Here is an 18,218-nt window from a genome sequence, read left to right on the forward strand (position 1 = left end):
CTCCACCGCATGCCCGTTCTGCCTCGTCATGCTCGGCGACGCGATCAACGAGAAGAAGAACGCCGGCCAGGCCAAGGACTCCATCGAGGTCGTCGACGTCGCCCAACTCCTCATCAAATCCGTCAAGCAGGGGTAAACCATTCTTTGCTGACGAATCGCACAATTTGTGGAGCCTCGTCGTCAAGACGAGCGATACAAACATGTTTCAGTGAAGAGCCGGCAAACGCTTTCTCCACATAACAGGAGAATCACGGTAACCTCAACGTTGGCTCAATCGACGGGGAGGGGGCGGCACGGTGGGCGTTGTCGTCAGCGACGCGGAGGTCACCCTGGCCGATGTCCTCTCCCTGCGGCTGGCCATCGAGGAACCGCTCGTCGACGGTGCCCGGCTCGTCCTGCGGCAGCGGGGCACCGGCCAGGAACGGCACGTCACGCTGGGTGCCTCCGGCAGCAGGACGAGGGACGCCAGCGTCGCGGTCTCACTCACGCCGCTGGATCTCGGGCCGGGCCGCTGGGACGCCTACCTCGAACAGGACGGCCCCCGCACCCGGATCCAGAGCGTCGATCCCGGCTTCTCGCTCGACCGCCTCGACGCGTACGCGCTCGGGCGGCGCACCCTCGCGTACCGCGCCTACCGCACACGTAACGGATATCTGGCGCTGAAGATAGACCAGGCGGAGCCGGCCGCCGACGTCCGGGCGGTGTGGTTCCGTGAGGGACGCTTCGAGGTGACGGGCCTGCTGGCCTACACGGGTTTCGTCGACGACGACCAGCACCATCCGGCCACGCTCGCCCTGCGGCAGGGCGACCCGGGGGCGACCGTGCGGTCCTCCGCGACCGTCCAGGGCGTCCGCTTCCACGCCGCGCTCTCGCTGTGCGACGTAGTGGCCGCCACCCCCGGCGCGCAGGGCACGTGGCAGCCGTACCTGGAGGTCGACGGCCTCGAACGGGTGCTGTCGCTGAGCGCCCGGCTGGACGACGTCGAGGGCAAGCGCCGCCGCGTCCACTATCCGCGTGCCCTCGTGGACGGCGTCCCGATCAGGCCCAGCTTCACCTCCGGCGACGATCTGCTCCTGGAGGTGGGGGTGTGAGAGTCGCCTTCGTGCTCCCGTCGGCGTACGGCATGCGCGGCGACGTGCGAGCGGTCCTGAACCTCGCGGGAGGACTGGCCGCACGGCACGAGGTGGAGGTGGTGAGCGTCCGGCGGACCAGGGAGACGCCGTTCTTCCCGGTCGACCGCCGGGTGGCGCTGCGCTGGCTCGTGGACGCCCGGCCCGGCGTCCACCACCTGCTGCCGCGGGGACAGGTGCGCACCGAGGTGGCCCTGTGGCGGATGCTGCGCGGGTTGCGCGCCGACGTCGTCGTCACCACCCGGCCGTCTCTCGGGGTGCAGGCCGCCAGGCACGCGCCGCGCGGAGTCGTCCGCATCGCGCGGGAATGGACCAGACCCTCGGTCCTCGGCCCGATCCGCCGCTTCTATCCCCGGCTGGACGCGGTGGTCACCACCACCCCCGGCCGCCGGGACGAGTGGGTGCGCCTGCTCGACGACGACCTGTCGGTCCACGTCATCCCGGACGCCCTGCCGCAGGGGCCGTGGCCGCGGTCGCGCATGGACAACCGGATCGTCAGCGCGGGCGGCAGGCTCGTGGCCGGCAAGTCGTACGACCAGCTGGTGCGGGCCTTCGCGATCGTCGCGGACAAACGGCCCGACTGGCGGCTGCGGTTGTACGGCGGAGGCCCGGAGGAGCGGCGGCTGCGCGCCCTCGTCCGCGACCTCGCCCTGCACAACCACGTGTACTTCATGGGCACCACCCCCGACCTGCCGGGAGAGTTCGCCAAGGCGTCGGTCGTCGTGGCACCGTCCCGGCAGGAGGCCCAGGGGATGGCCGTCATCGAGGCGTTGAGCTGCGGGGTGCCGGTCGTCGGCTACGCCGGGCCACGCGGCCCGGCCGAGTTCCTCCGCCCCGGGCTCGACAGTGTGCTGGTGGCCGAGGGCGAGGACGACGTCGAGCCGCTCGCCGGCGCGCTGCTCACCCTCGTCGACGACGAGCGCCGCAGGATGGCGCTCGCGGCGGGCGCGCTGGAAAGCGCCTCCGGCCACGCCGCGTCCGGTGTCGCCGCCCGCTGGGAGGATCTCATGTACGGCCTGCGTTCCCGCGACTGACGAACGTTCTCCGGCCGCGCGGTCCTAGGCTCCGTGGGTGGTGAGGAAGGCGGCGGCCGAGGCGACGGACTCGTAGGCCGGGAGCACCGAGTCGAGGCCGGTGATCCTGAGCATCCGCGCGAAGCGGCCGTGCGCGTTGCTGAGCGCCAGGTCCCCGCCGACCGCCCGGACGGCGGGCAGCGCCCCCATGAGGACGCTCAGCCCGGTCGAATCGCAGAACGTGAGGCCCTCCGCGTCGACCACGATGCGGGGCGGGGTGCGCAGCCCGACCGCCTCGGCGAGGCAGGCGCGCAGGGCGGGAGCCGCGATCAGGTCGAGGTCGCCGTACATGTGGATGACGACGACATGGTCTTGGAGGACGGTGAGCATCGAGAAGGTCTCGGGCTCTCCGTACCGTCCCCGTTCCACTCGCGCTCGCCTCTGTTCGCCTCGTCCCGTCCGGTCGAGCCCGGGAGCCGCCGGAACCCGTCCGTCAATGATTGCACATGACAAACGATGCCCCTGACAGGCGATCGCGCAGGTCCCGGCGGCTCTCGGCGCAGCGCGCCGGTCGATACCCGCGCCGGGTATCGTTGAAGAATGCACGGGTACAGCGGGGACAAACAGGCTTACCTCACCCGCCTGCGCCGGATCGAGGGACAGATCCGGGGGCTGCAGCGGATGGTGGACGAAGAGGCCTACTGCATCGACATCCTCACCCAGGTCTCGGCGGCCACCCGCGCCCTTCAGGCGGTGGCCCTCGGCCTGCTGGAGGATCACATCGGCCACTGTGTCGCCGACGCCGTCAAGAGCGGCGGCCCCGAGGCCGACGAGAAGATCAAGGAGGCTTCGGCCGCCATCGCCCGCCTCGTACGGTCCTGATCGGGCCGGGCGCGGCCACCAGCGGCACGCCGGAGCAAGCCGCCCCGGGCGCATCAGGACGCCCGGGACGGACCATGCTCTCAGTTCTTCAATGGCTCGCCGAAGTCCGCAATCCGAGCGCGTTGTCGAGCTCTTCCAAGGTCAGCCGGTTCTCCGTGATGTTCACGGCCTCCAGTACCTCCGCGTAGAGCGCGATCTCGTCCAACGCGACACGGTCGTGGACCCGGGAGTCCAGATCGTCGTGCCCCACCGCGTCGTCCTTCCTTCCGCAGCCCACACCCATCACGAGGTTACGTCCGGGTAGTCCGCCGCGACATGGCCCATCGTGACCATTCCCGACCCGCACCTCGTGTCCCTCGGTGACCATTTCCCCGATTGCGAGATCACGATTCGATGAAAGGGGCGGTGATGGAGGGAAGGGATTGCTAAAGCGGAGGTAAGGGTGAAATATCCGAATTTGACGTTTCGAACAGCCAGGCTCCGGACTCCTCCAGGTCAGGCCGGTGATCCGCCCGCGGCTCCTGCGGGCGCGGGTCGTCCCGCTGGTGGATCAGGCACTGGACGACCGCGGCGGGCACCGAGAAGCCCTCGGACGGCGCGGGCGTGCCGGTCAGCGCGCACCACGCCAGGCCCGTCGCGTACGCGGACCCGAGCAGGGCCGCGGCCGTCGTCCGGTCGGGCGGCAGCAGCGCGGCCGGCAGCACTCCGCCCGCCGGCCAGCACCCCCGCAGCGGATGGGCGGGGTCGGCCAGCGCGAGATAGAGGGCCTGCCGCAGTTCGTCGTCCATCCAGGGATACAGCGCGTTGACCACCCGCGCGGTGCCGGAGGACCCGGGAGCCCAGGCGGGCTCCGAGACGCCGCAGACGCCCGCGACGTCCGCGGCGAGCAGGGCGGCCGCCACGGCCCGGGGGTCCATCCCGCGCGAGGCGGTGTAGGCGAGCGCCTCGACCAGGTCGTACAACGTGTGCCGGAAGTGCTCGCCGGGCGCCCACTCGGGGAGCGTCGCGGAGACGAGGTGCGGCGGGCAGCGCGCCAGCCAGGCCTGTCGTACGGCGCCGCCGGGAAGGGCGTGGTGGTCCAGCCACGGACTGGCGAGCAGTGGCTCGGCCATCGCGATCAGCGCCTCGGCGCGCGGTCGGAACCGGGCGTCGGCGCGCAGCACGGTGGCGGTCTCGGCCATCAGCCCGGCCAGTCGCAGGCCCGCCTGCTGGGCGCCGGAGCGCATCCGCTCGGCGTAGAGGGCTACGAGCGCGTCGAGCGAGCCCAGGGGCAGCCAGCGCACCCAGTCGTCACCCGGCAGCGGACGGGCCAGGAACTCGCCGAACATCGAGAGCATGACCTCGTTGCCGTCGAACGCCGGCGCGTACGCGCACCACATGATCGTGCCCCACACGGCGGCCACCGTGCTCGCGACGTCACCGGCGAAGATCTCCCGGTAGGCGCCGCCCAGCGGGAAGTCCTCCCGGCGCAGCCCCCGGTGGGCGAGCAGCAGCGCCCGCAGCCGTTCGGTGATCTCGTGCGGCACATCCGGGCCGACGAACGCCTGCGTGGACCCGCGGTCGTAGGCGAAGTCGGGCCCGGCCGGGATCAGCGTCGGCGGGACCGCCACGCCCGGCGGGTGCGGCCGGGCGCCCGACCGGACCGCCGGGTGCAGCGGGGGAGCCGAGAGGTGCCAGCGGCCGTCCACGCGGTCGAGCCGGTACCAGCGTGCGTGCGCGCCGAAGAGCCAGCGGGAGCCGTCCGGGGTCAGCAGCGCGCGCTGCGCGAGCGTGTGCGCCCGCGTGAGCGGGGGAAGAAGCGTCCAGCGGGGATCGCCGACGACGGCGCGCACGTCCTGTTCCATCGCCGTGAACCCGTCCCAGTACACCCGGTAATGGTAAATCGCCGGTAAGGGCGCGTGCCGGAGCACGGGCCCGTCCGGCGCCGCCGGTGAAAGTTTCACCGGCCACCGCCCGTCTGACCGGGTCCGACGACTTTTTTGGCCGTCAGCCGACAAAACCCGGCATGCTTACCTTGGCAGGGACTTCCATGACGTATTGCATAGGTGCTCGTGACTGAGATCCAGCAGGCGGGGGCCGACCGGGAGCAGGGCGTGGCCGGGGAACCGGCCAAGGAAACGCCCGTGGACGCTCCGGACGGCGCCGCGACCGGTGAGCAGACGGAGAGGCCGCGCCCGGAGCGGGAGAGCCGCGGATGGCGGTGGCCGGGTCGTCCAGGTGACCGTACGGCGCTGCTGATCTGGTTCTTCTGGCACGTCGCGACCTACATCTACATGGTTCTCGCGGCTCCGGGACGCACCGAGGCGCCGATGCTCGACCGGCTCACGCCGTGGGACGCCGAGAACTTCATCGCCATCGCGCAGTACGGCTACGACGGCACGCCGGGCATGCCGGACGCGCCGAAGCTGGTGGCGTTCTTCCCCGGCCTGCCGATGTTCCTGCGGTCGCTGCACCTGTTCATCTCGAACTGGGACCTGGCCATCGTGCTGGTATCGTTCGTCGCGAGCGCCGTCGTCGCGGTGGCCCTGCACCGGCTGGGCGAGTCCTACCGCGAGGGCAGCGGCACCTGGGTGGTGCTGGCCTTCTTCCTCAGCCCGTTCGCCACGTTCCTGCTGGCCGGATACTCCGAGGCGCCCTTCCTCGCGCTGGCCGTCCCGGCCTGGCTGCTGGCCCGCCACGGCAGGTGGGAGTCGGCGGCCCTGTGCGCCGCCTTCGCCGCGTCGGTGCGCATCTCCGGTCTCTTCCTGGCCGCGGGCCTCGCGGTGATGTTCCTCGTCTCCGCGAACGGCCTGCGCTCGACCGGGTGGCGGACGGCTCCCTGGCTGGTCGTGCCGGGCCTGCCGGTGCTGGCCTACATGGTCTATCTGTGGCACCGTACGGGCGACCTGATGGCCTGGAAGGCGGCGGAGGCGCAGTACTGGGGGCGGTTCCCGGAGAAGCCGTGGATCGCGTTCATCAACACCTGGAACAGGTCGATCGACGAGCCCATCCTCACCACGTCGTACCGCGAGGATATCCTCGCCGGGCTCGTGCTGGTCGTGCTGATCCTCGTGATGCTGGTCCGGCGGAAGTGGGCCGACGTCGCCTATCTGGCGCCACAGGCGGTGGCCCTGCTGGCCATGTCGTCGTTCTACATGTCGATCGGGCGGGCCTCGCTGCTGTGGTGGCCGCTCTACGTCGCGGTGGGCGTCGCCGGGAGCCGGAAACCGTGGGTGATGATGGCCTATCTCGCGATTGCCGCACCAGTCATGGCAATCAATGTCGGGAATTTCACCACAGGTGCGTGGACGGGTTAATCCGCTTCTGAGTAGCTTCCTGCCGTATGGGGGCGTTTGTGGCAGGAGTAGCAATTGTCGGAGTTGTGGTGGCCGGTCTCCCGGCACCCGGCGACACCTACCGGGTGAACGTCCTCACCTACAACGTCTGCGCGGCGGGCAACCGGGCCGGCACCTGCGTCCGTGACCTGACGCCGCAGCGCCGCCGGACCTGGGCCGGCCAGGTCTCGGCGCTGATCCGTTCGAGAGACGTGGACGTCGCCTCCTTCACCGAGATGTGCTACGCCCAGGTCGGCCTCCTGCGTCGTGAGCTGCCCGGATATCACCTCGTCTGGTACGGCTACGCCAGGGGCGGCGGGCCGGGCCGCGAGGACCGGTGCAGGACGCTCTGGCGCGACCTCACGCCACACACGGCCCCGCCCGACGGCAGGACCTTCGGCATGGCGCTGGCGCTGAGGAACGGCACGCAGGGCCCGCCGCTGCGGCGGCTGCTGCGCGCCGACGCCCCGGCCGCGCCCGGCGAGACGGTCCACCCGCGCGGCCTGCTGTGCGCCAGGGGCGACGTCGGCCCGCGCCGTTCGGTCTGCTGCGTGACGCACATCTCCGGCACCGAGACGCCGCGGCAGGTCACCGGGCTGGTGGAGAGGTACGCCGGCGGCGCCCCGGTGATCCTCACCGGCGACTTCAACCGCGAGCCCGGCGACGCCCAGCTCACGGGCGTGTACGGCATGGGCCTGGGCGACGGCGGCTACACCGAGGCGGACGCCCCGGGGTGCGGGTCCGTACACCGGGGCGGCGACTCCACGACGCGTGGCGGCCGGAAGATCGACTACATCTTCGCCAGCGAGGCCGACTACCGCCCGGGCGGCGCCGAGGCCGTCAGGACCGACCCCGAGCTTTCCGACCACCTGGCGCTGGCCGGCACGCTCATCGGGACCGAACCGAGGCCGCGGCGTGACGGCGGGCCTTGGCGAGGTAGTTGTCCGGCGTCCCCGCGAAGGAGGCGCGGTCGTCGTCGGTGAGCTCGCGGACCACCCGCCCCGGCACACCCGCGACCAGCACGCCGGCCGGGATCCGCCGTCCGGGCGGCACCACGGTCCCGGCGGCGACCAGCGACCCGGCCCCGACGACCGCTCCGCCGAGCACGACCGCGCCGATGCCCACCAGCGCCCCCGCCTCCACGTGCGCGCCGTGCACCATCGCCCGGTGGCCGAGGCTCACCCGGTCGTCCAGGATCACCGGTTCGCCGGGATCGGCGTGCAGGCAGCACAGGTCCTGGACGTTGACCTCGTCGCCGACCTCGATCCGCTCGTCGTCGCCGCGCAGCACCGATCCGTACCAGACGTTGGCGCCGCGTCCGAGCCGCACCCTCCCGACGACCACCGCCCCCGGGGCCACCCACGCCTCCGGGTGGATGATCGGCGTCGCGTCGTCGTCCAGGTCCGCTACGTACGGCATTCCACGATGATCCCATGAGCCCTCCGGCAGGCGTGCCGGGGCGCCCCGCGGGATTTCCCGTCCGGCTGCCCCGTTCAGGTTGCGATGTGCGGCGGATAGCAGGAAAGTCGTGTCCTGGCGTGCGTTACCGTCGTTATCTCCGACCCCAGGGCTTCTTATGACGAACCAGACCGACAACTTCCCCGACCTGATGAGTGACGACTCGTTCGAAGTCGTGATGCGTGGATACAGCCGCAGGCAGGTCCACGACTACATGGTCCGCACCCGCAACCAGATCCGGGACCTGGAGGAACGGCTCGCTCGTACGATCGACCAGGCCGAGCAGAGCCGGCTCGAACTGGCCGAGGCGCGGCGCAAGATGACCGAGTCGCCGCAGAACCCCGACGAGCTGGGCGAGCGGCTGAGCCAGATCCTCAAGCTGGCGCAGGAGGAGGCGACGGCCAACAAGGAGGCGTCCGAGGCCGAGGCCAGAAGGCTGCGCGACGGCGCGGCGGCGGAGGCCGAGCGGCTGGTGACGTCCGCGCGCGAGCAGGCCGACGCGATCAGGTCCGCCGCCCAGGACGAGGCCGAGCGCCGGGTCGCCGACGCCACCGCGACGTCGGAGCGGCTGCTGGCGCAGGCGGGCGCGGACGCCGACGAGACGGTGGCCACGGCCCGCGCCGAGGCCGACGAGACCCTCAGCTCCGCCCGCGCCGAGTCGGAGCGCCTGCTCACGGACGCCCGGACGGAGTCGGAGCGGCTGCTCGTCGAGGCGCGCGGTCAGGCCGAGGCCATGCTGGCGGCGGCGCAGCAGCGGGTGAACGCGCTGGACGAGCACACCGGCCGCCGGGTGGCCTACCTGACCGACACCCACACGGAGGTCGTGCGCCGCCTCAACGAGATCGGCTCGGTGCTCGGCGACCTGATGCACCGCGAGTCGATGGCCGGGGCGCTGGTCGACGAGGCCACCGTGCTGCCGCCCGCGCCGCAGATCCAGGCTCTCGGCGCGGGTGACTTCACGCCGCAGCCCCGGGAGATCGCCGCGCCGTCCGGTGAGGAGCCGCCCGGCGCGTCCGAGACCGGCATCCACGCGACCGAGGGCGACGAGGAGGAGGCCGTCCTGGTCGTGGACGCCGGGCGCACCGAGCAGCAGGACCACGCCGACTCCACGGAGATCGGGCCCGACCTGGCGGCGTCGCCCGAGGACACCGACGTCGACCTCGGCCGCGTACGCCGCACCACCCCCGACGGAGAGCCGGTCGCCGGCAAGTGAGCCGCGGGCACGCGCGCTGAGTGATCTTTGGTAGCGGAAGCCCCCGCCCCCGATCGGGTCGGGGGCTTCCGCGCTCATGGATCGGCGGCGGCGTCGCACTCCTCCTGCTCGCGCAACTGCTCGCGCAGCCCGTCGGGCTCGTCGGCGTCGATGGTCATCGCGCAGCCGGCCGCCCGCTGGGCCGAGGTGAGCGGGCGGTGCCGGGTGGCCCACCACCGGCCCGCGTCACTCCGCCAGATCGTCCACTCCGGAAACTCCCGAGCGATCTCGGCAAGGCGTCGGTCAAAGGACACCCGTCCACCTTCCCTCGCCGTAGGCCCGGTGTTCTTGACGTCTCTTTCTTCACGGTGCGGGACTTCTCTAGAGAAATCAATGATCGGGATGGACAGGTCAACCTATCGGCGGACTTGTCCACTTGACCTACGCGTCGAAGTCGTACTGGAGTACATACGACGCCGCGTCGAGCGTCATCTCGTTGACTTCCACCGCCACCCCTCCCTCCGCGAGGGCCACCCGGGTCACGGAGATCACCGGCGTGCCGGCCGGGAGGTTCAGCAGCTCGGTCTCCCCGGGCAGCGGCATCCGCGCCCGCACCTCCTCACTGAAGTGGACCGGGGCGTGGCCGAGTTCGCCCAGGCGGGCGTACACCCCTCCGGGCCCGGTGTCGGGCAGGACGACCGCCGTGCCCTCCACGAGATCGGCGGGAAAGAAGGACGCCGCGAGCTGCACCGGACGGCCGTCCACCGAGTAACGGCGGCGCCGCACCCAGACCTCCTCCGTGCCGAGCACGCGGCCGACGTGCTCGCTCGCGGCCTCGCGCGCGATCCGCACCTCGTCCACCGCGTACGAACGGCCACGCGTGTCGGAGTCCCAGATGGCCAGGCCCTGGGCCCACTGCTCGCGCGAGAGCCGGCGGGACCCGTGGCGGCGGATCGGGCGGAACAGGCGCACGTAGACGCCCGATCCTCGTTTCGGCACGGCGAGCCCTTCGTTGATCAGCACGGCGAGTGCCTGCCGCGCCGTGGCCCGTGCGATGCCGTACTCGTTCATGAGCGCGTTCTCGCCCGGTAGCCGGTCCCCGTCACCGAGCGCGCCGGACAGGATCTGATCGCGCAGCCTGTCGGCGATGCGGCGATAAATCGGGGACTCATGATGCACCGGGGACTCCGTCACGTTTGATCACCCTCTGTCACCAACGGGGGATTGGCGTCTCCAGAGAACTTGCCCCGTCTTGTCCACGATCGCACAGAGTCTTGGGTGCGTCTTGTGCTTACTTTGGGCTGATAGTGCCGCTGTGGTGATCTCTGGGGTTTATAGCCGTCCGCATTCGGTGGAACGGTCCTCACCGGTATTGCTCTGCCGTCCACGCTGCGTCATCACATGCTCCACAAGATCGTATATTTCGGGACATAATGCGGAGAAGGAGGAGGTGCCGATGGGTGTCAGCCGTGCCGAATGCCAGGAACTCGACGCCAGGGACCCGCTGCGAGGTTTCCGGGAGGAGTTCTCGCTTCCTCCCGGGGTCGTCTACCTGCTGGGCAACTCGCTGGGCGCGCTGCCCCGGCACACGCCGGAACGGGTGGCCCGCACCGTCGAGACCGAGTGGGGCAGGCACCTCGGGGCCAGCTGGAACACGGCCGGCTGGTGGGACATGCCGCAGAGCACCGGCGACCGGATCGCGCCCCTGATCGGGGCGGGCCCCGGCGAGGTGCTGGCGGGCGACTCCACCTCGGTGAACATCTTCAAGGTGGTCACGGCCGCCCTGCCGCTGCGGGCGGACCGCCGCGTGATCGTCTCCGATCTCGACAACTTCCCCACCGACCGGTACGTCGTGGAGGGCGCTGCCCGGGCGCTCGGCTCGTACGAGATCCGTGACATCGGGGAGCGGGGGCCGTCGCTCGCGGACGCCCTCGACGACGGCGTGGCGCTCGTGCTGCTCTCGCAGGTCGATTACCGCACCGGCGCGGCCCGCGACATGGCGGCGGTGACGGAACAGGTCCAGGCGGCCGGCGCGCTGATGGTCTGGGACCTGTGCCACAGCGCCGGGGCGATGCCGGTGCGGGTGGGCGAGGCGGACTTCGCGGTCGGCTGCACCTACAAGTACCTCAACGGCGGGCCGGGCGCGCCCGCCTACCTCTACGTCGCGCCGCGCCACCAGGAGGCCGTCCGCAACCCGCTGTCGGGCTGGCACGGCCACGCCGCGCCGTTCGACTTCGAGCCGCACTACCGTCCCGCCCCCGGCGTGCGCAGGTTCGCCACCGGCAGCCCGCCGATCCTCTCGTACGCCGCGCTGAACGCGTCGCTCGACATCTGGGAGCGGGTGGACCTGTCGGAGGTGAGGGCCAAGAGCCTGGCCCTCACCTCGCTGTTCATCGACCTGCTCGACGACCTGGTCCCCCCGGGGCTCGGGCTGACCCTGGCCACTCCACGCGAGCCGGAGCGGCGGGGCAGCCAGGTCAGCTACCGCCATCCCCAGGGCTACCCGGTGGTGCGCGCGCTCGCCGACCGGGGCGTGATCGGCGACTACCGCGAGCCCGACTTCGTCCGCTTCGGCTTCGCCCCGCTGTACCTGCGCCACGTGGACGTGTTCGACGCGGCGACCGCGCTGGCGGAGGTGCTCGGCGAGGAACTGTGGCGGGACGAGCGCTACGCCCGGCGGCTCACCGTCACCTGACGGGGAACTCGCCCGGTGGCGGCCCGCGCGCCCGCGCGTCCGGCGGGGGCGCCGGGCGGCGGCGTCAGCGGCGGCGGGCCAGCCCGGCGACGATGTCGCCCGCCAGGGCCACGCACTTGTCGCAGATGCGCCCGCCCTCGCCGTGGACCATGTGGACCCGTGGCCCCGGCGGCCTCCGGCAGAAGGAGCAGGCGACCTCGCGCTTCATGCGGCGGTTGACCAGGTGCCGGTGGGCGAAGGCGGGGGTGAAGCGCCTGCGCGCGGGCCGGCGGACGTAGCCCAGCCGCTCGCCGATGGCGGTCCAGGACGCGCCGGCCTCCCGGGCCCGGCGTACGGCGAGGTCGAGCAGGGCGTCGGCCTCGCCGCCCGGTTCGCCGCACAGCGCGATCGCGGCGGACAGCACTTCCAGGGGATCTTCGGGGTCGGTAGCGCGCGAGCGGGCCCGCTCGAGTAACTCAGATGCCTCCATGGCGCACACCATAAGCCGCCTCCCACAGACGATCAACCGCGTCCACGCGGCGGCGCCGTAGCCTGGACGGGTGAGGATGCCCGAGGGCCGGGCCCGCGAGTTGTTCGCGGCGGCCAGGGTGGCCCGCCTCGCGACCGCCGGGGCCGAGGGGGCGCCGCGCCTCGTCCCGGTGACGTTCGCCACGGCGTACGCCTCCGAGGTGACCGGTTCCCGGGATGTGGTGGTGACGGCCGTGGACCACAAGCCGAAGAGCACGGCGGACCTGCGGCGCCTGCGCGACATCCGCGACGATCCCCGTGTCTGCCTGCTCGCCGACCACTACGAGGAGGACTGGGAGCGGCTGTGGTGGGTGCGGGCCGACGGGCGGGCACGCGTCGTCGAGAGCGGACCCGCCCGCGACCGGGCCGTGGCGTGGCTCGCCGCGAAGTACGCCCAGTATCGCGAACGCCCTCCGGCCGGGCCCGCGATCCTCGTCGAGATCGACCGCTGGTCGGGCTGGTCGTACGCCGGGTGACCGAAACCGCCGGGGTGAGATGGGCCGGATCAGCCGGACGGGAACGGGTCGTCGCCCCGCGCGATCGCGCCGAGCATCCGGGCCGTGAACTCCTGGGCCGCGCTGTGGAGGCCCGGCCCGAAGCTGATCCGGGCGACACCGAGGGCCGCGAGGTCGCGGACGGCGGGCATGCCCGGCTGGAAGTACACGTTGACGGGCCCCCCGATCTCCCGCACCAGCGCGCGGATCACCTCGGGGTCGCTCGCGAGGATCGGGTAGACGCAGTCGGCGCCGGCCTCCAGGTAGCGGCGGCCGCGGGCGACCGCCTCGGCCAGCCTCTCCTCCGGCGACCCGTAACCGTGGATGAAGGCGTCGACCCGGGCGTTGATCACGAGGTCGACGCCGGCCTCGGCCGCCGCCGCGCGTACGGCGGCCAGGAACCCGGCCTGCTCGGCCGCGCCGAGCAGGGAGCCGGTCGCGGGGTCGGAGTCCTCCAGGTTGCAGCCCACGGCGCCCGCCTCGGCCAGCCGCCGGACCAGCAGGGCCGGGTCGAGGCCGTAGCCGCGCTCGACGTCGGCGGTGACGGGGACGGACACGACCCGGCTGATGCGGGCCACGGCGGCGAGCATCTCGTCGACCGGGGTGTCCTGCCCGTCCTCGTAGCCCAGGGCGGCGGCGACCGCCGCGCTGCCGGTGGCGACGGCGGGGAACCCGGCCGCCGCGACGGCCCGCGCCGAGGCGGCGTCCCAGGCGTTGGGCAGGACGACGGGGTCGCCGGGCACGTGAAGCGCCCGCAGGGCCGCCGCCTTCTCGTTGATCGCCGCTTTCTCGTGCGTCCCCGGCTTCTCGTGGATCTCAGCCATGGGGACACCTTAGAGACCCCGGCCGACGCTTCCGGGCGGCCCCGGGGCGCGTGCCCGCCGGATCTCCGCAATGTCTGCCGGGAATGAGGGCGGACGCCCGGAGGTTTCAGGGGTCGGGGCGCGTGTCCGTGTCCGTCCCACCTGTGGATACGCTCGCGGAGCCCCCCGATCCTCCGTCAACCTCTTCAGGGGAGTCCGTCCATGAGCGCAACCGGCCAGGCAGGCACCGACAGCCGTCCCAAGGTGGATTTCTACTTCGACCCCATCTGCCCGTTCGCGTGGATCACGTCGCGGTGGATCCTGGAGGTCGAGCAGCACCGGGACATCGACCTGCGGTTCCGGGTGATGAGCCTCTCGGTGCTGAACGAGGGCAGGGACGAACTGTCCGAGAGCTACCGCGAGCTGCTCGGCCGCGGATGGGGCCCGGTGCGGGTGTGCATCGCCGCCGCCGAGCGGCACGGCGAGGGCGTGCTGCGCGACCTCTACACCGCGATGGGCACCCGCATCCACAACCAGGGCAACAAGGACTACGAGCTGGTCGCCAAGGAGGCGCTCGCCGAAGTCGGGCTGCCCGCCGAGTTGGCCGAGGCCGCCGCGACCGACGAGTACGACGAGGCGCTGCGGCGCAGCCACCACGAGGGCATGGACCCGGTCGGCGACGAGGTGGGCACCCCCACGATCCACATCGACGGCGTGGCGTTCTTCGGCCCGGTGATGACCCGCATCCCGCGTGGCGAGGAGGCTCTGCGCGTCTTCGACGGCGCCCACGACATGGCGCGGTTCCCGTACTTCTACGAGCTGAAGCGCAGCCGTAACACCGAGCCGCAGTTCGACTGACCCGGGACGGTGCCCCCGGCGACCCGTGCCAGGCCGCCGGGGCCGTTCCGATCTTCTTTGTTCAGGGCGCGAACAAACCTGGTGGTGACACGCCGTCGTAACGGCCGGGAAACCGGCGGCTGCCACGGTGATGAGGCGTGACAGGACGAAGCCGCTTGTTTTCGCTCCTGAACTAAGATGACCCGTGACGACGGGGAGGTCGGTCATGGCGAGGCCCGAGCGCAGGACGGTGCGGGACATCCGCAGGGGCAACCGGGCCGTGCTGCTGCACACGCTCTACTTCTCCGGGCCCACCAGCCGCAACGACCTCACGGCGCGCACGGGTCTGAGCGCCGCGACGGTCAGCACGATGACCGCCGGCCTGCTGGGCGAGAACATCGTGGTCGAGGCGGGCCAGGTGGAGTCCGACGGCGGCCGTCCCCGCGTCCTGCTGCGGGTCAACCCGGAGTACGGCTTCGCCGTGGGCGTCGACATGGCCGAGAACCACGTCCGGGTGGGGTTGTTCGACCTGGAGATGACCGAGCGGGCCAAGGTCGACTACGTGCTGCGGCCGGTCAGGCACGACCCCGAACTGGTCGCCCGGCACATCCTGGCGGGCGTCGAGGTCGTGCTCTCCGACGCGGGCGTCCCCCCCGAGCAGGTGCTCGGCATCGGCGTGGGCGTCCCCGGCATCGTCGAGCCCGGCCCCGACGGGGTCATCCACGCCAAGCCCTTCGGCTGGGACGGCGTTCCGCTCGGCGCGCTCCTGCGCCGCGGCACCTCCCTCCCGCTGTACGTGGACAACGGCGCCAAGACGCTGGGCCAGGCCGAGTTGTGGTTCGGCTCCGGCCGGGGGTCCTCGGAGGCGGTGATCGTGCTGCTCGGGGTGGGGGTAGGCGCGACGATCGTGGCCGACGGCACCACCTTCAGAGGGGCCAGCAACAGCGCGGGGGAGTGGGGGCACACCAAGATCGTGGCGGGCGGCCGGCCCTGCCGCTGCGGCGGGCGCGGGTGTCTTGAGGCGTACGTCGGGATCGAGGCGATCCTCGACCGGGCCGGCGTCGACTCCCAGGGCGACTGGGAGGAGGACCTCGACCGTCTGCTCGCCTCGGAGTCCCCGGTGATCCAGGAGACGGTCACGTACCTCGGTGTGGGCCTGGCCAACCTGGTCAACCTGGTCAACCCCGAGAAGATCGTGATCGGCGGCTGGGTCGGCGCCCGGCTCGGCGAGCGCCTGCTGCCCGAGATCCGCCGCGCCACGGCCGCGAACTCCCTGGCCGAGCCGTACGCCGCGACGTCGATCGTCCTCGGCCGCCTCGGCCCCGACGCCGTCGCGCTCGGCGCCGCCACGCTCGTGCTGGAGGAGTTCCTCAACACGCCCCAGGTCGCCAGGATCACCGCCGCGGGCTGACATGCCGTGGAGAGTGCCACCGCCGCGTGACGGCCGTGGCCCACATATTTCTAATTCTGAAATAAGTCTTGACATAAGCAGCGTGCGGACGGACGCTCATGCCGCCGACCTCTCCACCCCCCAGGATCCCCGCCGAGGGGCTCCGCCCAAGGAGACCGCATGCCTCCCTCCTCCCGTCTTCGGCCGCGCACCCGGCGCCGGCGTGCCGGACTCATAACCGCCGGTCTCGCCGCGCTGTCCACGTTCGCGGCGGTGACCGGCGTCCTCCCGGTCTCCTACGGCGCCGCGGCGGCCGTGTGCGGCACGGCGAACGCGGCCCAGGGCCGGCCGTCGTCGGCCTCCTCGACGGAGAACGCGGGGACACCCGCCTCGGCCGCCTTCGACGGCAACACCGGCACCCGCTGGTCGAGCGCGTTCAGCGACCCCCAGTGGGTCCAGGTCGACCTCGGCAGCTCCCAGCAGATCTGCCGGGTGGCCCTGAACTGGGAGACCGCCCGCGCCCAGACCTTCAAGATCCAGGTCTCGGCCGACGGTTCGTCGTGGACGGACGCCACCTCGACCGTCACCGGCGTGTCCGGCACGCAGACGCTCGACCTCGCGGCGACGGGCCGCTACATCCGCATGTACGGCCTCACCCGCGCCACCCAGTACGGCTACTCGCTCTGGGAGTTCGGCGTCAACGTCGTCACCGACGGCGGCACCCTCCCCGGGGGCGGCGACCTCGGGCCGAACGTGCGGATCTTCGACCCGTCGATGTCCGGTGCGAGCATCCAGAGCACGCTCGACACGATCTTCAAGCAGCAGGAGTCGAACCAGTTCGGCAGCCAGCGGTACGCCTTACTGTTCAAGCCCGGCACCTACAGCGGCCTCAACGCCCAGATCGGCTTCTACACCTCCATCGCCGGTCTCGGCCAGTCGCCCGACAACGTCACGATCAACGGGGACATCACCGTCGACGCGGGCTGGTTCAACGGCAACGCCACCCAGAACTTCTGGCGCTCGGCCGAGAACCTCGCCGTCGTCCCGGTGAACGGCACCGACCGCTGGGCCGTCGCGCAGGCCGCGCCGTTCCGGCGGATCCACGTCCGCGGCGGGCTGAACCTCGCGCCCAACGGGTACGGCTGGGCCAGCGGCGGCTACATCGCCGACAGCAAGATCGACGGAACGGTCGGGCCGTACTCCCAGCAGCAGTGGTTCACCCGTGACAGCAGCGTCGGCGGCTGGACCAACGGCGTGTGGAACATGGTGTTCTCCGGCGTCGTCGGCGCTCCCGCCCAGAGTTTCCCGAACCCGCCGTACACCACGCTGGCGCAGAGCCCGGTGACGCGCGAGAAGCCGTACCTGTACGTCGACTCGAGCGGCGCCTACCGGGTGTTCGTCCCGTCTCTGCGCACCAACTCCAGCGGCGCGAGCTGGGCGAATGGCGCGACCCCCGGCACGTCGATCCCGCTCACGCAGTTCTACGTCGCCAAGCCGTCCGACGGCGCGGCCACGCTCAACCAGGCGCTGGCCCAGGGCCTCAACCTGCTGTTCACGCCGGGTGTCTACCACCTGAACCAGACGATCAACGTGACCCGGCCGGACACGGTGGTGCTGGGGCTCGGCTACGCGACCCTGATCCCGGACGGCGGCGTCGTCGCGATGAACGTCGCGGACGTCGACGGCGTGAAGCTCGCCGGGCTGCTCTTCGACGCCGGAACGGTCAACTCGCCGGTGCTGCTGCGGGTCGGCCCCGACGGCGCCTCGGCGGGCCACGCGGCCAACCCCACCTCGATCCAGGACGTGTTCTTCCGCATCGGCGGCGCGGGCCCCGGATCGGCCACGACCAGCCTCGTCGTGAACAACCACAACACGATCATCGATCACATCTGGGCGTGGCGGGCCGACCACGGCGCGGGCGTCGGCTGGAACAGCAACCCGGCCGACACCGGGCTGATCGTCAACGGCGACAACGTCACGGCGTACGGCCTGTTCGTCGAGCACTACAAGAAGTACGAGGTGATCTGGAACGGTCAGGGCGGCCGGACCATCTTCTTCCAGAACGAACTGCCGTACGACCCGCCGAACCAGGCGTCCTGGATGAACGGCTCGACCCGCGGCTACGCCGCCTACAAGGTGGCCGACTCGGTGACCACCCACGAGGCCTGGGGCCTGGGCAGCTACTGCAACTTCAGCACCGATCCCACGGTCGTGGCCGAGCGCGGCTTCGAGGCGCCGACGAGGTCGACCGTGAAGTTCCACGACCTGCTCACGGTGTCGCTGGGCGGTGTGGGGACGATCGCCCATGTGATCAACAACACGGGCGGCGCGGCCCAGGGCACGGCCACCGTGCCAGTCAACGTGGTCAGCTACCCCTGATCGTCCGCGCCCGAGCCAGACGCGGCGGGAGGCTCACGGCCTCCCGCCGTCCGCCGCGCCCGGACATTGACGAAAGTGGAGGGTGACCGGCGACTTTCCGCCAGTGCCCGCCGTCACGGCCGTC

19 protein-coding genes are annotated in these 18,218 nt (G+C 71.7%); 11 read left to right on the plus strand and 8 right to left on the minus strand.

Annotated elements, in window-relative coordinates:
• Positions 1 to 296 precede the first annotated feature (296 nt).
• Positions 297 to 1,091, plus strand: coding sequence for a hypothetical protein (locus F5972_RS34205; protein ID WP_150939852.1), 795 nt, complete (start codon positions 297 to 299; stop codon positions 1,089 to 1,091).
• On the plus strand, positions 1,088 to 2,164 hold the full coding sequence (locus F5972_RS34210) for a glycosyltransferase (RefSeq protein WP_150939854.1): 1,077 nt from the start codon (positions 1,088 to 1,090) through the stop codon (positions 2,162 to 2,164). The genes F5972_RS34205 and F5972_RS34210 overlap by 4 nt, the downstream gene beginning before the upstream one ends.
• Before the next feature lie 24 nt (positions 2,165 to 2,188).
• On the opposite strand, the gene F5972_RS34215 is transcribed toward F5972_RS34210, so the two are convergent.
• Complete coding sequence (locus F5972_RS34215) at positions 2,189 to 2,572, minus strand: anti-sigma factor antagonist (protein WP_150939856.1); 384 nt, start codon at positions 2,570 to 2,572, stop codon at positions 2,189 to 2,191.
• 171 nt (positions 2,573 to 2,743) lie between these two features.
• On the opposite strand from F5972_RS34215, the gene F5972_RS34220 reads away from it, so the two are divergent.
• Entirely contained in the window at positions 2,744 to 3,025 is a 282-nt protein-coding gene (locus F5972_RS34220; RefSeq protein WP_150939858.1) for a metal-sensitive transcriptional regulator, read from the plus strand.
• A gap of 88 nt (positions 3,026 to 3,113) precedes the next feature.
• On the opposite strand, the gene F5972_RS37645 is transcribed toward F5972_RS34220, so the two are convergent.
• Both F5972_RS37645 and F5972_RS34225 read right to left on the minus strand, forming a co-directional pair.
• On the minus strand, positions 3,114 to 3,275 hold the full coding sequence (locus F5972_RS37645) for a hypothetical protein (protein WP_165900712.1): 162 nt from the start codon (positions 3,273 to 3,275) through the stop codon (positions 3,114 to 3,116).
• A gap of 175 nt (positions 3,276 to 3,450) precedes the next feature.
• Positions 3,451 to 4,893: a hypothetical protein gene (locus F5972_RS34225; protein ID WP_191910456.1), complete on the minus strand. Its 1,443-nt coding sequence runs from the start codon at positions 4,891 to 4,893 to the stop codon at positions 3,451 to 3,453.
• A gap of 183 nt (positions 4,894 to 5,076) precedes the next feature.
• Here F5972_RS34225 and F5972_RS34230 point away from each other — a divergent pair, with 183 nt between their 5' ends.
• Entirely contained in the window at positions 5,077 to 6,321 is a 1,245-nt protein-coding gene (locus tag F5972_RS34230) for a mannosyltransferase family protein (protein ID WP_150939860.1), read from the plus strand.
• 68 nt (positions 6,322 to 6,389) lie between these two features.
• Entirely contained in the window at positions 6,390 to 7,322 is a 933-nt protein-coding gene (locus F5972_RS34235; RefSeq protein WP_191910457.1) for an endonuclease/exonuclease/phosphatase family protein, read from the plus strand.
• On the opposite strand, the gene F5972_RS34240 is transcribed toward F5972_RS34235, so the two are convergent.
• Positions 7,228 to 7,758: a gamma carbonic anhydrase family protein gene (locus tag F5972_RS34240; protein ID WP_150939864.1), complete on the minus strand. Its 531-nt coding sequence runs from the start codon at positions 7,756 to 7,758 to the stop codon at positions 7,228 to 7,230. The two genes, F5972_RS34235 and F5972_RS34240, sit on opposite strands and share 95 nt — an antisense overlap.
• A 157-nt stretch (positions 7,759 to 7,915) precedes the next feature.
• Here F5972_RS34240 and F5972_RS34245 point away from each other — a divergent pair, with 157 nt between their 5' ends.
• On the plus strand, positions 7,916 to 9,010 hold the full coding sequence (locus F5972_RS34245) for a hypothetical protein (RefSeq protein WP_150939866.1): 1,095 nt from the start codon (positions 7,916 to 7,918) through the stop codon (positions 9,008 to 9,010).
• 74 nt (positions 9,011 to 9,084) lie between these two features.
• Here F5972_RS34245 and F5972_RS34250 read toward each other — a convergent pair whose 3' ends face one another.
• Together F5972_RS34250 and F5972_RS34255 are read right to left on the minus strand one after the other, a co-directional pair.
• Entirely contained in the window at positions 9,085 to 9,303 is a 219-nt protein-coding gene (locus F5972_RS34250; RefSeq protein ID WP_150939868.1) for a hypothetical protein, read from the minus strand.
• 127 nt (positions 9,304 to 9,430) lie between these two features.
• Complete coding sequence (locus tag F5972_RS34255) at positions 9,431 to 10,168, minus strand: GntR family transcriptional regulator (protein ID WP_225312153.1); 738 nt, start codon at positions 10,166 to 10,168, stop codon at positions 9,431 to 9,433.
• A gap of 277 nt (positions 10,169 to 10,445) precedes the next feature.
• Here F5972_RS34255 and kynU point away from each other — a divergent pair, with 277 nt between their 5' ends.
• On the plus strand, positions 10,446 to 11,684 hold the full coding sequence (gene kynU, locus F5972_RS34260) for a kynureninase (RefSeq protein WP_150939872.1): 1,239 nt from the start codon (positions 10,446 to 10,448) through the stop codon (positions 11,682 to 11,684).
• Between the two features lie 64 nt (positions 11,685 to 11,748).
• On the opposite strand, the gene F5972_RS34265 is transcribed toward kynU, so the two are convergent.
• Positions 11,749 to 12,153, minus strand: coding sequence for a ClpX C4-type zinc finger protein (locus F5972_RS34265; protein ID WP_150939873.1), 405 nt, complete (start codon positions 12,151 to 12,153; stop codon positions 11,749 to 11,751).
• A 76-nt stretch (positions 12,154 to 12,229) separates the two neighbouring features.
• Between F5972_RS34265 and F5972_RS34270 the strand changes: the two genes are divergently transcribed.
• Entirely contained in the window at positions 12,230 to 12,667 is a 438-nt protein-coding gene (locus F5972_RS34270; RefSeq protein ID WP_150939993.1) for a TIGR03668 family PPOX class F420-dependent oxidoreductase, read from the plus strand.
• Positions 12,668 to 12,696: 29 nt separating this feature from the next.
• On the opposite strand, the gene F5972_RS34275 is transcribed toward F5972_RS34270, so the two are convergent.
• Positions 12,697 to 13,509 (minus strand): isocitrate lyase/PEP mutase family protein, encoded by an 813-nt coding sequence (locus F5972_RS34275; RefSeq protein ID WP_150939875.1) that lies wholly within the window; start codon positions 13,507 to 13,509, stop codon positions 12,697 to 12,699.
• A 201-nt stretch (positions 13,510 to 13,710) separates the two neighbouring features.
• On the opposite strand from F5972_RS34275, the gene F5972_RS34280 reads away from it, so the two are divergent.
• The 3 genes from F5972_RS34280 to F5972_RS34290 all read left to right on the plus strand — a co-directional run bounded on the left by F5972_RS34280 (position 13,711) and on the right by F5972_RS34290 (position 18,094).
• A complete protein-coding gene (locus F5972_RS34280) occupies positions 13,711 to 14,346 on the plus strand; it encodes a mycothiol-dependent nitroreductase Rv2466c family protein (protein WP_150939877.1) in 636 nt (211 codons plus the stop codon).
• Positions 14,347 to 14,551: 205 nt separating this feature from the next.
• Positions 14,552 to 15,736 (plus strand): ROK family protein, encoded by a 1,185-nt coding sequence (locus F5972_RS34285; RefSeq protein ID WP_150939879.1) that lies wholly within the window; start codon positions 14,552 to 14,554, stop codon positions 15,734 to 15,736.
• Between the two features lie 159 nt (positions 15,737 to 15,895).
• On the plus strand, positions 15,896 to 18,094 hold the full coding sequence (locus F5972_RS34290) for a discoidin domain-containing protein (protein WP_150939881.1): 2,199 nt from the start codon (positions 15,896 to 15,898) through the stop codon (positions 18,092 to 18,094).
• The last annotated feature ends 124 nt before the right edge of the window (positions 18,095 to 18,218 follow it).

This window comes from Microbispora cellulosiformans (genome assembly GCF_008728085.1).
Taxonomy (GTDB): Bacteria; Actinomycetota; Actinomycetes; order Streptosporangiales; family Streptosporangiaceae; genus Microbispora; species Microbispora amethystogenes.

What these genes read in the sequence shown, in the direction of transcription:
- F5972_RS34290 (WP_150939881.1), top strand. Translation starts at nt 15,896, where the DNA reads ATGCCTCCCTCCTCCCGTCTTCGGCCGCGCACCCGGCGCCGGCGTGCC.
- F5972_RS34280 (WP_150939877.1), top strand. Translation starts at nt 13,711, where the DNA reads ATGAGCGCAACCGGCCAGGCAGGCACCGACAGCCGTCCCAAGGTGGAT.
- F5972_RS34245 (WP_150939866.1), top strand. Translation starts at nt 7,916, where the DNA reads ATGACGAACCAGACCGACAACTTCCCCGACCTGATGAGTGACGACTCG.
- F5972_RS34240 (WP_150939864.1), bottom strand. Translation starts at nt 7,758, where the DNA reads ATGCCGTACGTAGCGGACCTGGACGACGACGCGACGCCGATCATCCAC.
- F5972_RS34285 (WP_150939879.1), top strand. Translation starts at nt 14,552, where the DNA reads ATGGCGAGGCCCGAGCGCAGGACGGTGCGGGACATCCGCAGGGGCAAC.
- F5972_RS34220 (WP_150939858.1), top strand. Translation starts at nt 2,744, where the DNA reads ATGCACGGGTACAGCGGGGACAAACAGGCTTACCTCACCCGCCTGCGC.
- kynU (WP_150939872.1), top strand. Translation starts at nt 10,446, where the DNA reads ATGGGTGTCAGCCGTGCCGAATGCCAGGAACTCGACGCCAGGGACCCG.
- F5972_RS34265 (WP_150939873.1), bottom strand. Translation starts at nt 12,153, where the DNA reads ATGGAGGCATCTGAGTTACTCGAGCGGGCCCGCTCGCGCGCTACCGAC.
- F5972_RS34275 (WP_150939875.1), bottom strand. Translation starts at nt 13,509, where the DNA reads ATGGCTGAGATCCACGAGAAGCCGGGGACGCACGAGAAAGCGGCGATC.
- F5972_RS34270 (WP_150939993.1), top strand. Translation starts at nt 12,230, where the DNA reads ATGCCCGAGGGCCGGGCCCGCGAGTTGTTCGCGGCGGCCAGGGTGGCC.